Origin of the sequence: Paenimyroides tangerinum (assembly GCF_003865405.1) — a bacterium.
Classification (GTDB): domain Bacteria; phylum Bacteroidota; class Bacteroidia; order Flavobacteriales; family Flavobacteriaceae; genus Flavobacterium; species Flavobacterium tangerinum.
Genome location: NZ_RQVQ01000003.1, coordinates 121981 through 136548, shown reverse-complemented (window position 1 = coordinate 136548; position 14568 = coordinate 121981). Strand labels below are relative to the sequence as shown.

14 protein-coding genes are annotated in these 14568 nt (G+C 30.8%); 5 read left to right on the top strand and 9 right to left on the bottom strand.

Translation table 11 applies throughout. From position 1 onward, the window contains the following. Positions 1-315 precede the first annotated feature (315 nt). Positions 316-1794, bottom strand: a complete 1479-nt coding sequence (gene proS / locus EG240_RS02165) for a proline--tRNA ligase (RefSeq protein WP_125016943.1) — start codon at positions 1792-1794, stop codon at positions 316-318. Positions 1795-1895: 101 nt separating this feature from the next. Between proS and EG240_RS02160 the strand changes: the two genes are divergently transcribed. The 5 genes from EG240_RS02160 to EG240_RS02140 all read left to right on the top strand — a co-directional run bounded on the left by EG240_RS02160 (position 1896) and on the right by EG240_RS02140 (position 7567). Next, complete coding sequence (locus EG240_RS02160) at positions 1896-2759, top strand: hypothetical protein (RefSeq protein WP_125016941.1); 864 nt, start codon at positions 1896-1898, stop codon at positions 2757-2759. Positions 2760-2770: 11 nt separating this feature from the next. Then, positions 2771-4300, top strand: a complete 1530-nt coding sequence (locus tag EG240_RS02155; RefSeq protein ID WP_125016939.1) for an OmpP1/FadL family transporter — start codon at positions 2771-2773, stop codon at positions 4298-4300. 79 nt (positions 4301-4379) lie between these two features. After that, positions 4380-5216, top strand: coding sequence for a hypothetical protein (locus EG240_RS02150; RefSeq protein WP_125016937.1), 837 nt, complete (start codon positions 4380-4382; stop codon positions 5214-5216). Positions 5217-5282: 66 nt separating this feature from the next. Further along, complete coding sequence (gene rimO, locus EG240_RS02145) at positions 5283-6599, top strand: 30S ribosomal protein S12 methylthiotransferase RimO (RefSeq protein ID WP_125016935.1); 1317 nt, start codon at positions 5283-5285, stop codon at positions 6597-6599. Positions 6600-6646: 47 nt separating this feature from the next. Continuing rightward, on the top strand, positions 6647-7567 hold the full coding sequence (locus EG240_RS02140) for an AEC family transporter (protein WP_125016932.1): 921 nt from the start codon (positions 6647-6649) through the stop codon (positions 7565-7567). 1 nt (position 7568) lies between these two features. On the opposite strand, the gene EG240_RS02135 is transcribed toward EG240_RS02140, so the two are convergent. The 8 genes from EG240_RS02135 to EG240_RS02100 all read right to left on the bottom strand — a co-directional run bounded on the left by EG240_RS02135 (position 7569) and on the right by EG240_RS02100 (position 14552). After that, positions 7569-8939, bottom strand: a complete 1371-nt coding sequence (locus tag EG240_RS02135) for a BspA family leucine-rich repeat surface protein (RefSeq protein WP_125016930.1) — start codon at positions 8937-8939, stop codon at positions 7569-7571. Between the two features lie 51 nt (positions 8940-8990). Continuing rightward, positions 8991-9389, bottom strand: a complete 399-nt coding sequence (locus EG240_RS02130) for a DUF2059 domain-containing protein (RefSeq protein ID WP_125016928.1) — start codon at positions 9387-9389, stop codon at positions 8991-8993. Positions 9390-9418: 29 nt separating this feature from the next. Then, positions 9419-10051, bottom strand: a complete 633-nt coding sequence (locus EG240_RS02125) for a 7-carboxy-7-deazaguanine synthase QueE (RefSeq protein ID WP_125016926.1) — start codon at positions 10049-10051, stop codon at positions 9419-9421. A gap of 83 nt (positions 10052-10134) precedes the next feature. After that, entirely contained in the window at positions 10135-11796 is a 1662-nt protein-coding gene (locus EG240_RS02120; protein ID WP_125016923.1) for a tetratricopeptide repeat protein, read from the bottom strand. A gap of 12 nt (positions 11797-11808) precedes the next feature. Then, positions 11809-12708 carry a PstS family phosphate ABC transporter substrate-binding protein gene (locus tag EG240_RS02115; protein ID WP_125016921.1) on the bottom strand — a complete coding sequence of 300 codons (900 nt, stop codon included), beginning with the start codon at positions 12706-12708 and terminating at the stop codon, positions 11809-11811. 180 nt (positions 12709-12888) lie between these two features. Next, the gene (locus EG240_RS02110) at positions 12889-13116 is read right to left on the bottom strand and encodes a hypothetical protein (protein ID WP_125016919.1); all 228 of its coding nucleotides are present in this window, start codon (positions 13114-13116) and stop codon (positions 12889-12891) included. Continuing rightward, complete coding sequence (locus EG240_RS02105) at positions 13116-13988, bottom strand: energy transducer TonB (RefSeq protein WP_125016917.1); 873 nt, start codon at positions 13986-13988, stop codon at positions 13116-13118. The genes EG240_RS02110 and EG240_RS02105 overlap by 1 nt, the downstream gene beginning before the upstream one ends. A 21-nt stretch (positions 13989-14009) precedes the next feature. Then, complete coding sequence (locus tag EG240_RS02100) at positions 14010-14552, bottom strand: ExbD/TolR family protein (RefSeq protein WP_125016915.1); 543 nt, start codon at positions 14550-14552, stop codon at positions 14010-14012. Positions 14553-14568: the final 16 nt, after the last annotated feature.

Genomic DNA, 14568 nt, shown 5'->3' with positions numbered 1-14568 from the left:
GGGGAATCGAACCCCTGTTACCAGGATGAAAACCTGGCGTCCTAACCCCTAGACGAACGGACCTTATTACTTTTTATTTGCGGTTGCAAAAGTACAAAACTTTTTAAAACTCACAAATTTATTTTTTATTTTTTTTCAGTCTTTAAATGAACTTATTTACTGTTATGCGAGTGCAAATATCTTAATTAAATTTGAATTCACAAACCTTTTTAAAGCATTAACATAAAATATTTCTTAACCCAATTCATTACCAAAAACTTAGAATTTAAAAAAAATCGGCTTAGCATAAAAACTAAACCGATTTTGATAATATTCTTAGTATGCTTTAGCAAACAAAACCCTTCCTTCCGATGGTTTTCCAGTAAAAACACAACTTCCAGCTTCTTCTTTTCTATCTAAAGGAATACAACGAATCGTAGCTTTAGTCAAATCTTTGATTTTATCTTCCGTTTCAGCAGTTCCATCCCAATGTGCTAAAATAAAACCTCCTTTTGTTTCCAAAACTTCCTTAAACTCTTCGAATGTATCAACTTCAGTAATATGTTCATCTCTAAAAGCAAGAGATCTATCAAACATTTCTTTTTGAATCGTTTCAAGTAAATCTACAATAAACATTTCAATTCCTTCTTTAGAAACAATTTCTTTTGTTAATGTATCACGACGTGCAACTTCATAAGTTCCATTTTCTAAATCTTTAGGACCAATCGCTAAACGAACAGGCACACCTTTTAATTCATACTCATTAAACTTAAACCCAGGCTTTAAATTAGTTCTATCGTCAAATTTTACACTAATATTTAATTTAAGTAATTTCTTAACCAAATCATTTACTTGTTCAGAAATTTCTGCTAATTGTTCATCTGTTTTATGAATTGGAACAACCACAACTTGGATTGGAGCTAAATTTGGAGGAAGAACTAAACCGTTATCATCTGAATGCGTCATAACAAGCGCTCCCATCAAACGAGTTGAAACTCCCCAAGAAGTTCCCCAAACGTGCTCTAATTTACCTTCTTGATTCGCAAACTTCACATCAAATGCTTTAGCAAAATTTTGCCCTAAGAAGTGAGAAGTTCCAGCTTGTAAAGCTTTTCCATCTTGCATTAACGCCTCAATCGTGAATGTTTCATCAGCACCAGCAAAACGTTCTGTTTCTGTTTTTGCTCCTTTTATCACAGGAATAGCCATGAAATCTTGAACAAAATCAGTATAAACTTGATGCATTTGTTTTGCTTCCGCTAAAGCTTCCTCTTTTGTAGCATGAGCCGTATGCCCTTCTTGCCATAAAAATTCAGCAGTACGCAAAAATAAACGCGTACGCATTTCCCAACGAACAACATTAGCCCATTGATTTATTAACAAAGGCAAATCTCTATATGAATTCACCCATTTTTTATAAGTTGACCAAATAATAGCTTCAGAAGTAGGACGAACAATTAATTCTTCTTCTAATTTTGCATTTGGATCTACAATTAATTTCCCTTTATTATCTGGGTCATTTTTCAAACGATAATGCGTTACAATTGCACATTCTTTTGCAAAACCTTCCGCATTCTTTTCTTCAGCTTCAAACATACTTTTGGGCACAAAAAGCGGAAAATAGGCATTCTTATGTCCAGTTTCTTTGAACATTTTATCCAATTGGGCTTGCATTTTTTCCCAAATTGCATACCCGTACGGCTTAATAACCATACATCCTCTAACTCCTGAGTTTTCAGCTAAATCGGCCTTAACAACTAATTCGTTATACCATTTAGAATAATCCTCTGATCTTTTTGTGATGTTCTTGCTCATTTTTAATATTTTGGTATAAAATTTGTTTTTAAATTATTAACACAATAATTTCTACAAAACTAACTATTTTTGTAATGTTCAACAATAAAAAACTACATCTAATGAGAACATATTTTAAAAAACTCAATTTACCTACCTATTTAGGTCTTATGGTTACCATTGGATTAACCACTGTTTCGTGTACTTCATTAAATTCAAACTATTATGATACCGATGGAATTTATAACACTGGTAAAATAAAAGCTCCTGTTACACACAATGAAACAGCTTATTATGAAGAATATTTCGAAGAAAAGCAAAACAACTCATTCGAAACTTTTACAGACATTGACAGTTATTCTTCGTATGAAAATGGAAATTATCCTGGTTGGGGAGAAAACTATTCAAACACAAATATTTACATAAACTCAGGTTTCGGAAATCCATATTGGGGATGGAATAATTACTTCCCTGGATATGGCTGGAATATGGGATTCGGTTATAATAATTATTGGGGCTGGAATTACGGCTTTGGTTTTGGTGGTGGTTTTGGATGGAGCAACCCTTACTATGGAGGCGGATGGGGATATCCGTATTATGGCGGTGGATGGGGATATCCCTACTACGGCAATAATTACAGAAACATTTCTCGTACAAGTAACACCAGAACTATTTCATCTAATTACAGAAACACTAGCCCAACAAGAAGTAGTCGTGTTTCAATAGAAAATCCACGTACAAACGCAAATCGCATCAGTAATATTACAAATACAAGAGGCGAAGTTTCGAATGTAAGATCTTCAGATGTTAGAAACACGTCAACAAGAACAAACACAGTTAGACAAAACACGAGAGAAACAAATTACAACACACCAAGTAGAAATACAACAATTAATAGCTCACCATCAAGAACAAGTATGCCAGCTACAAGATCAGGTGGTTCAAGTATGGGAGGTAGTCGTTCAAGTTCAGGAGGAAGAAGATAAATTTATAGATTATGAAAAAATATATAATTTTTGCAGGAGCTTTATTAATCGCTCCACAAATTTGGTCACAAGAATTAGAACCAACGGATGCTATTCGATTTGGAAGTAATCAATTAAATGGTTCAGCAAGATACAACGCAATGAGCGGTGCTTTTGGAGCAATTGGTGGAGATGTTTCTGCTATTCAAGACAACGCCGCTGGTTCTGCCGTTTTTAATTATAATAATGTTTCATTTGGAGCTAATATTAGCAGTAGAAAAAATAACGCTTCGTTTTTAAATTATAATTCAACTGAAAAAAATACAGCTTTAGATTTTTCTCATTTCGGAGCAGTTTTCGTTGTTGATGGAAAAGAAGATAGCAAAATAAAGAACTACAATTTTGGTTTAATTATCAACAACCAAGCTACTTACGATAACAATTATCGAATCCAAGGAATAAACAACCAATCCATTGGAAATTACTTTTTGCAACACGCAAACTTTGGCGACAACGGATCCCCTGTTCCTTTAGACTTAGTCCAAACCATGCAAGGTGAAACTATTGGAGATTTATACGATTTTTTAAATTCTCAGCCAAACGGATTTCAAGCACAACAAGCAATGATGGGTTATCAAGGCTACATTTTAAACGATGAGCCAAACGGTAGTTATTCATTAAATGTTGCTCCAGGAAAATATTATCAAGAAACCCTAATGAATACTTCAGGATTCAATAGTAAATTAACTGGTAACTTTGGTTTAAACATCGATAACAAATATTATTTAGGAGCGAATTTAAACGTGAGCTTCATCGATTTCAATAAATCAATTTCAACGTTTGAAGAAAACACAGCTCCTGTTACAAATGGTGTTGGAACCATTTTATTTGACAACAATATTTACACTTACGGAAGCGGATTCTCATTCAATATTGGTGGTATTGCAAAATTAACAGAAAGTACTCGAGTTGGTTTAAGCTACGAATCTCCAACTTGGTATGGATTGAATGATGAGAGCCAACAACGTTTACAAACTTATAGTTACGACAATGGAGTTCGTAGTATGCATGACGTAAATCCCAACTTAGTTACTTTATTTGACAGATATCGAATTAAAACACCTTCTACATTTGGAGCAAGTTTTGCATATATTTTCGGTAAATCTGGTATAATTAGTGTTGATTATAAAATAAAAGATTTCAGCACAACCAAATACTCAAGTGATACTTCAAACTTTAGCGATTTAAATAATTATTACAGTAATAATTTAAAATCTAGTTCTGAAGTTAGAATCGGTGGAGAATATAGAATCAGTCAAGTTAGCTTAAGAGCTGGATATCGATATGTTCAAAGTCCATACAAACAAACAAATATCATTGGAGATGTTAACTCAGTTTCTGGTGGTATTGGATATAGTTTTGGAGCAGCTCGCTTAGATTTTGGTTACAGCTATACACATCAACCAATGAGCATGAATGTGATAAGCTCTGGTCTTGATGATTATGCAACTGTTAAAACAAAACATAATAATTTTTCTTTAACTTACTCATTCAGCTTTTAGAAAAAATAGTACTATTAAATCCTTTCTTTATTTTTAGAAAGGATTTTTTTTATTGTAATTTTGCATAAAAATTTGTTGTATGAAACTAATTAAGATTGCGTTTGCTACGCTAACATTATTAACCACTTATCAAAACTCAGCACAAGAAACATTACCAAAATACACAGCATCTAATAAAGGTAAATTTTATGTTTATTGGGGAGGAAATAGAAGTTATTATTCAGGGTCTGATATACGTTTCAAAGGTTCAGATTATGATTTCACCTTACATAATGCAACCGCTCACGACAAACCAAAAGGCTGGCACATTGATTACATCAATCCTACGAAATTAACAATTCCTCAAACAAATGCAAGAATTGGTTATTTTATTTCTGATCATTATAATGTATCATTAGGTTTAGACCATATGAAATATGTAACCACGCAATTTCAAGAAGTAAGTTATGACGGATATTACCCAAATCAAGGTTCGTACGGAGAAAGTTTACCAAATGGAGATGTTTTATTGACTAAAGAATTTTTAACTTTTGAACATACCGATGGTTTAAATTTTATAAACGCTGAAATAAACCGTGTAGATGATATTTCAAAATTGGTTCAAATCAGAGATACAGACAAAATTCAATTAAACACAACGGTAGGAGTTGGTGCTGGAGTTTTATATCCAAAAACGAATGCACAAATGTTCGGAAGACAACGCTATGACGATTTTAAAGTTTCTGGTTTTGGATTTTCTGCAAAAACAGGATTAAACTTAACTTTCTTTAAACATTATTTCATTCAATACGAGGCGAAAATTGGATATATTGATATTACAAATGCACGCATATCACAAAATACAACAGATAAAGCTATGCATCATTTTACTTTTTTTGAAAGTATAATTGCAGTCGGAGGAATTTTCAGATTATAATCAGAAACAAAACTTTAGCTTAATCCATAAATAATCAGTAATTTTGCATTCCAATTTTTTTTAGAAATGAGAACTAAATCTGTAAAGAAAAATAAAATCAATGTAATTACACTAGGGTGTTCTAAAAACGTTTACGATAGTGAAGTTTTAATGGGACAATTAAAAGCTAGTGGAAAAGACGTAACACACGAAGCAGTTAAAGACGAAGGAAATATCATCGTTATCAACACTTGTGGTTTTATAAACAACGCAAAAGCTGAATCGGTAAATACAATTTTAGAATACGTTGAGAAAAAAGAGCAAGGTTTGGTTGACAAAATTTTTGTTACCGGATGTTTATCTGAAAGATATAAACCAGATTTAGAAGCTGAGATTCCGAATGTTGACCAATATTTCGGAACTACAGACCTACCTCTTCTACTAAAAGCTTTAGGAGCAGATTACAAACACGAATTATTAGGAGAACGTTTAACTACAACTCCTAAAAATTATGCATATTTAAAAATCGCAGAAGGTTGTGACAGACCATGTTCGTTTTGTGCAATCCCACTTATGCGTGGAAAACACGTTTCTCAACCTATCGAAAAATTGGTTAAAGAAGCTGAAGGTTTAGCAAAAGACGGAGTAAAAGAATTGATTTTAATAGCTCAAGATTTAACTTACTACGGTTTAGATTTATACAAAAAACGTAATCTTGCTGAATTATTAGAAAACTTAGTTAAGATTGAAGGTATCGAATGGATTCGTTTACATTATGCTTTCCCAACTGGTTTTCCGATGGACGTTTTAGAACTAATGCGTAACGAACCTAAAATCTGTAACTATTTAGATATTCCATTACAACACATTTCTGATAATATTCTAAAATCAATGCGTCGCGGAACAACACAAGAAAAAACGACTAAATTATTAAAAGAGTTCAGAGAAACCGTTCCTGGGATGACCATCAGAACAACTTTAATCGTTGGATATCCAGGCGAAACTGAAGAGGATTTTAAAATCTTAAAAGATTGGGTTCAAGAAATGAAATTTGAACGTTTGGGATGTTTCCCGTATTCTCACGAAGAAAACACACATGCTTATTTACTAGAAGACGATGTTCCAGACGAAGTAAAACAGCAACGTGTTGAAGAAATAATGGAACTTCAATCACAGATTTCTTGGGATTTAAATCAAGAAAAAGTTGGACAAACATTCAAATGTATTATCGATAGAAAAGAAGGAAACCACTTTATTGGAAGAACTGAATTTGACAGTCCGGATGTGGATAACGAAGTTTTAATTGATGCAACAAAACACTACTTAAAAGTTGGTGAATTTGCAGATATTAAAATTGACGAAGCTACAGAATTTGACCTTTACGGAACTCCTGTTTCAAAATAAAATCACAAACCGAAAGTTCATTCTTTCGGTTTTTTTATGAAAATCTAATGGCAAGTATCATCTTATTATTCTTGTGTCTAATCATTGGAATTTTACTTCAAAAAGTAAAAACATTTCCAAAAAACACATCTGTTGTTTTAAATCAATATATCATGTTTATTGCTTTACCAGCAATGGCTCTTCATTATTTACCAAAAATAAAATTAGGTTTTGATTTACTACTTCCCGCTTCTATCGCTTGGATATCATTTGGATTTGCATTTATTCTATTTAATATTTTAGGAAAAATATTTGGTTGGTCGAAAAAATTAATTGGCTGTTTAATTTTAACAGCAGGACTTGGAAACACATCCTTTGTAGGTATTCCAATAATTCAAGCTCTATTTGGTGATGAAGGATTAAATACTTTAATCATCGTTGATTTACCTGGAACTTTTGTTGTATTTTCTACATTAGGGATTTTGACTGCAACATTATATTCAAATCAAAAAAAATCAAACGAAAGTTCATTTCTAAAAAAGATGCTTACATTTCCTCCGTTAATTGCATTTCTTGTGGGAATTAGTTTAGCTATTTTAAAGGTAGATTTTCCAGAATCACTATCAACTGCTTTTAAACAATTAGCAGTTACCATATCGCCAATTGCTTTGATTTCAGTGGGTTTCCAACTTAAATTCAAAACATACAGCAAGCATTTTAAATTTCTTGCCTTAGGATTATTCTTTCAATTAATATTATTTCCAGCAATCATTTTCGGATTAATTTACGGCATCCTAGGACAAAATGATTTAATAGCAAAAGTTTGTATCATTGAAGCAGCAATGGCACCAATGATTACTGGAGCAATATTGGCAAATTCAAACGGATTAAAACCCGAATTAAGCAACATGATGGTTGGTTATGGAATCCCAATTTCCTTTGTTACTATTGGAATTTGGTATTTTATTATTGAGAATGTGATGATCTAAATTACTTTTTTATAAATTTTGCTGTATATTTTTGATTGTTTTTATCGTACAATTTTAAAATATAATTTCCTTGACTTAAGTTTTGAGTTACAATATGTTGTTGGAAGTCATTTGTTGCAACTTTTTTTCCTAATGCATCATAAATTTCATATCTAACAAAATCGTTTGTACTTGTTACATATAAAAAATCCGTAGCGGGATTTGGAAAAATAACAACTTTATCAAATACGAAATCTGAATTGTTCAATAGACAATTTGTTTCAGAAAAAACATCCCCATTAAAAGACCAATTCTTTTCATTGATTAATACATTTCTAGGCTGAACAGTATTTGACGCATATTGTAAACCTTCAACTCCAATTGCTTTATTCATAGGAATTGAAGAATTATTTGCCCAACCATTTAAAGTTTCGTAATAATTACTACAATCCATCCCCGAATCAGATAAAAAAGAAAAAAGCAATACATTTTTACCTAAATTCCATTCTCCTAAAGATTGATTAAAAGAAGTTGCTCCATTAAACATACTTACCATATTAATTCCTTGAGTGACATTCCAAAAATTCAAAGGTTGATTAAAATCATCTGCCCATAAAAACATTTCATTGAAATTATTGACATTACCCACATTCCAGTTATTTAAAGGCTGATTGAATAAAGGTGCATTTGAAAACATATTTTCCATTGATAAAACGTTATCTACTTGCCAATCATTCAAAGGCTGATTAAATGAATTACAATGTAAAAACATAGCTGTCATGTCAGTTATATTTAAAACATCCCAATTATTTATAGAAGGATTATAAACTAAATTTTCACATGACAAAAACATTCCAAAACAATCCGTTACATTAGTCAAATCTGGTGTATCAAGAGCAGTTACATCAAGAAAAACACAATTATTAAAAGCCATATAAAAGCTAGTCCATTTTAAATTACCCCATTGCTCAATTCGATATATTTTTTTTTGTTGATAAGACATATCAGGAGAAGTTAAAGATGGTATTTCGTTTATAAAATCAGAATTTTCGTTTGCCCAACGAATCAAATTTCCGTCGGGAGAAGTCACTTTAATACGATAAAAACCTGGTTCTGGAAAAGAAATCAAATATTTATCTGTTTCTTGTTCAACTAAAATTGATTCTGAATAAGAGGTCAGTGGCACCAATGAAATCGAATCTACTTTTTGATATTCAACTTCATAAGGTAAGGTATTTTCTCTTAAAGGCAAAATAAATTGACTTGAAGTTGTTGACGAAAACTGTGGTAAAATAGACACATTCGGATTCGTATTTACAACGATAATAAATTCGTTTTGCGCACTAACTCCAAAAGAAAAGAGAAAAAACACAATCAAAAAAAACATTTTCATAGACTACGGTTTTCTCAAATATAAAAAAAACTCTATAAAAATATAGAGTTTTTACATAAAATATTTCATTATAACACTTTGCAATTCAGCCTGATTGTTATCAATCTCTTGTTCTAAAGTATTATCAATTTCTGAAGTTTTTTGTAATAATTTTATTCCTAAAGGAGATTTATAAAATTCAATCAATTTTAAAATTTCATCTTGCGAAAAAGCTGCTGCATATTGCTCAACTTCTTTGTTAATCAGTTTATCAATATAAATTTGTACATCTTTTTTGAAATTCGCTTGACTTTCTTTTGGTAACTGATCAGAAAACTGATCTACAATCAATTCATATTTAGAAGTAACTCCACTGACTTCTAAAAGATTTTTTACATCTTTTTTATTTGCTTGTGCATGCGAAACAAATAAATTCCCAAGTAAAACAAAAACTAAAATCGTCTTTTTCATATTATTTTTTTAACAAAAATAATACTATTTTAGGGAATATTCAGAAATTTATGCGTTTGTAATGAAATTCTCCACTTTGGATTATTTTTTACATATTCAATAATAAACGGTAACATTTCTTCACTTTTACTCCATTCTGGTTGTAAAAACAAAACTGCTTTATCATTAACATTTGCAGCTTGTTCTTCTGCAAATTTAAAATCATTATGATTATAAATAACAACTTTTAATTCGTGAGCAGCATCATAAACACTTTGAGTTGGTAATTTTGTTTTTTTAGGAGATAAGCAAATCCAATCCCAAATTCCAGACAATTCGTAAGCACCAGAAGTTTCCATATTGGTTTGAATACCTTCAGATTTCAAAGCAGATGTTAATTTATCTAAATTCCACATCAAAGGTTCACCTCCAGTAATTACGGCTAAATTACCATTTTGCTTAGCATTAGAAACAATAGTTTCCACAGAAGTTAAAGGATGTAATTTTTCGTCCCAACTTTCTTTGACATCACACCAATGACAACCAACATCACAACCACCTAATCGAATAAAATAAGCAGCTGTACCTGTATAATTTCCTTCGCCTTGAATTGTATAAAACTCTTCCATTAAAGGCAATTGTAATCCGTCTTGTAAATTATTTTTTGTTTCTAAGTTTTGCATTCTAAATTAATTAGGATGCAAAGATACTACCAAAAAGTCAATTACTAAAACGAAAAAAGGCCAACCTAAGCTGACCTTTAAAATTATTTTTTATTTAATTTCTTTAATGCATTTAAAGAATACTCATGACTAGAATCGAATTCTAAAACTTTATTAAATGCCTGAGCAGCCTTAGCTTTATCTTTATTCATATTTTGAACACCAATAAACATATAAGATTCAATTAATACATCTTTCATTTCAGTATCTTTTAACATCTTTTTATTAGTTAAAACTTCTGTGAATGCTTCGTAGTTTTTAACCATTTCAACTTTAGAAGCATCAGTATCAATAAAACGATATGCTCTTGCATTCATCAATAAAGCTTCGTGAGTAGTTGGAGAAACTCGAATCGCTTCATTAAATGCTTCTGTAGCTTTTTGTAATTGATTATCAAACATTGGCTTATCATTAGTCAAAAACAAACAATTTCCTTTATAATAAGTATCATAAACATAATTTGGACTTTGCTTATCTAAAGTTCCTAAATCAAACAAATAATAAGCTTGTTCGTAATTTCCTTTTTTAAACAACTCCAATGCATATGCATTCATTTCCTCAGCTATAGAAGAATCAACACTTATACCTTTTTTGACATTTGCCAACCCTTTCTCGTATCCATCTTTTTCGAATTTTCCGTCATTAGACTTAGATTGAGCAATTTCTGACAAACCTAAATATAAATAATCAACTCCTTTGAAACTTTCTTTATTTTCAACAACGTCGAAATATTTATTAATAAAAGTAATTGCATCTTCATTATTTCCGCTTTCATAAGCTGCAATAGCAGCATATTTATAAATTGGGAAATTTTCTCCTCTAGACTTCCAACGCGCTTTTGAAAATTCATTCAACGCATTGAAATCTTTAATCTTTACTAAAAAATCTGCATAATTATTATCTGAATCTACAGATTCGCCAATCAATTGATGGTATTTAGAATAAGCTGCAGCAGCATTTGCTATCTTATTAGAATCTTTTTCTTCTTTATTCCATAAATAATTTGCGAATGCAAGCTCCTTATAAGCAGGTTCAAAATCAGGATAATCTTTAACGACATCATTCAACTTTTGAACAGCAGTAGCATAATCTTTATTATAAGTAGAAATAGTTGCAATTTTCATCATTGCCAAAGGCGACTTTGGATTCAAAGACAAAGCTTCTCTATATTTAGATAGGGCCAACTTAGATGATTTATCAGCTAAGTAAATATCACCTAACATAACAGTTGCTTCCACGCTATTAGGCTGTGCATTAATAGCTTTATTTGCAAAATCGGTAGCTCTTGAAATATCAGGTTTATTAGCATCCAAACAAGCTTGAGAAATTAATAAATAAGTTGAAATATCATTTCTCTTAATATTACTTTGCGCACCATTAAATTTTGATCTAGCTTCTTTTTCCTTTCCAGAATTCAAGGCTAATTGTCCTAATCCGATATTATTAATAGCAGGATTCTTAGTAGCACGTAATCCATTTTTAAAATAAAAAGCTGCTGAATCTGGGTTATTTTGTAATAAATGGATTTTACCTAAATAATAAAAATTTTCACCTTGGTTAGGTTCCGTTTTTAATAATTTATACAATTCAGTTTTAGCAACATCATATTTTCCAAACTTTACAGCTTTTTCAATATCAACTTGAGTTTGTGCATTTGATGAAGCAATTACTGCAAATAATAAACTTAAAGTAATAGTTTTATTCATACTTATAGAAATTTAGTTTGTTTTTATAATAATTTCTCTTGTTGGCTGTTTTATAGGAAATAAACCAGACTTAAGAACAATACGTTGACCACGATCACTTGCAGCGAAAGAAGAAATTCCTTTTCCTAAACCAGAAAATCCTTGAGCTTCGATTATATATAATTCACGAATTAAAGGATATGAATCATCTGCAATTGTTGACTGTGTAGGTAAATAATATTTTTTATCATTTTCATTCAAAACCGACATTGATTTCAAATCTTTTTTTACTTTCTGAATTTCTTCATCTGGTTGTAACAACCAATTAATCCCAACGATTCCGATTGCTTTCGGATTTTTGGAAGTATAAGAAACTACTTCTTTTGTATCTTTAGCAAAATAAACATTATCTCCGAATTCAGTTACTCCAGCCTTATTTTTGAAATATTGAGTTAAACTAGAATTAATATTATCAAAAACAAATGCATGATCCGATTTTAAATCTGGATTTTTTATCAATTCAATAATATCTGTCAAATTGATTATAGAATCTTGACTATTTTTACTATTTACAAAAATAATAGCATCTTTAGCAAAAGCAGTTTGACTTATTACTTTTTTACCTTCAAAAGGCTTCAACTCTCTATCATTAAGCATGCGAGGCAAAACTGCAATCTTCACGGAATCTTGCAAAATATAATTTACAATTTCATTTTCTGTTTTTGGAACAATAGTTACATTGGCTTTGTCATAAGTATTCATAAAAACTTGATTGATATCATCAAAAATAGGAACTATAGACTCTTCCACAAAAACCGATGTACTTCCAGTAGCATAAGTTTCTTTAATTTCTTCATTTTTTTGCTCGTTTTTACAAGTGACTAAAAAAGCAGAAAATGCTAAAAAACCGATGCTAAATAAATATTTTTTCATAAAGATTAAACTAAATAAACCAAAAGCGAAATTTACAATTATTAGTTTATAAATCTAATAAAAATAAATTAAAATTTAATAAAATAGATGAATTATGTAAATAATCAGTGAACCAATACTTCAAAAATCAATAAAGAGAAAAAATGTAATTAAAATTATTTTAAAAACAAAAAAAAAGAGCTATTGCTCTTTTTTAATTATTCTAAAAAACCTAATCATACTATAAATTATAAGTATAAAACCAAAAATAACACGGTTTAAATAAGGGATATCAAAAGGCAAATCTTCTACTAAAATAAAAAAACAACCCAAAACAAAATAAAGGAATAAAAAAATAATTCCTAAAATAAAGAAAAATCGCTCATTAAGCGATTTTTCTTTAAAAGTATTTAAAAATCTTTTAATCATTAATTAGATACTTTAACAACAATTGGTAAGTTGAAACTTGAACGTACTGGTTTTCCGTTTTGCATTCCTGGCTTCCATTTTGGCATGGTTTTTAAAACTCTAATAGCTTCTTTACCGGCACCATATTGATCGTTAACAATTTGAATTGAACTAAAAGAACCATCTTTTTCAACAACAAATTTTAATACAACTTTAAATTGATTAACGTTAGAACCAACTTCAGGTGCAGTAAACTTTCTCATAAATTGACTATAAAACTTCTGCATCCCATCAACTGGCTCTGCTTTATTCTGAAAAAGATTATGAATTTTATTATCATCTTCTGCAAAATTATCTCCTTTACCAGAACCTTGAGAACCTTTATCAGCTTTACCTGTTTGATTTCCATCAGTTTTCAAGTCACCATCAGTTGAACCTTTACTTTCTTCACGCCCAGAAGTAGTTTTATCATTAAACTCCTCTTGCGCAGCCATTTTTTGCTCCTTAACTTCCTCATCTTTTTTAATGATCGTTTCAGTTAATGCCTTTTCATCTTGTACAGATTTCGATGCATCAGCTGGTGCTTCAGGAGGAGGAGGTAATTCTTCTTTAATTTCCTCTACAGGCGGCTCTGGGTCAGGTAATTCTGGAAGAATTACATCAACCACTTCAACCTGTTCGGTATCTGCATCTTTAGATGAGAAATTAGAAAAAACGGCATCGTAAATTGTTTTACTAGCAAAACCTAAACCAATAACACCCATACCAAATAATAAGGCTAAAAAAGTATTTCTTGTGCTTTCTTCACGGAGTTTATAAGCTCCGTAGGCTTTGTTACGTCCTTCAAATACGATATCAGTCCAATCTTTACCGAAAATGTTCATATTTGCCATATCGTTATAATTTTAAATGCATTACTGCATAATTTCTTTTTCAGCGTCAGTCATATCATTGATTGCATACAACTTTACTCCTGTAATAGCCATTTCATCTAAAATATCTATCATATTAGTATAAGTTGCTTCATCTGTTGATTTAATCAAAACTAACAAACCTTCTTTATCTACAAAACCTTGAGCTTTTAAATTAGCCATCTTTTGTAGAATCACTTGTCTAACACCTTCTTTTCCATAAGTTGAATCTGTTGGTCCGATTCCTTGATAAGGATCATCAAACATTCCCATGTAATATTTCAAAGAATTATCCTTCCCAATCAAAATAGTCATCGTTTTAGATTCCTTTGCAGGAATTTTATCAATCGGATCTACTTTTGTTTTATCAGGCATCGTCAATTCCATTGATTGAGGTTTTGACAAAGATGTGGTAAGCATAAAGAAGGTAATTAATAAGAAAGCTAAATCCACCATCGCAGTTAAATCTACTCCAGCATTTTGTTTTTTACTTCTTACTTTTTTACCGCCTTTTCCGCCGCCGCCGTCCGTATTTAATTCTGCCATTTCTTATTTTTTTTAT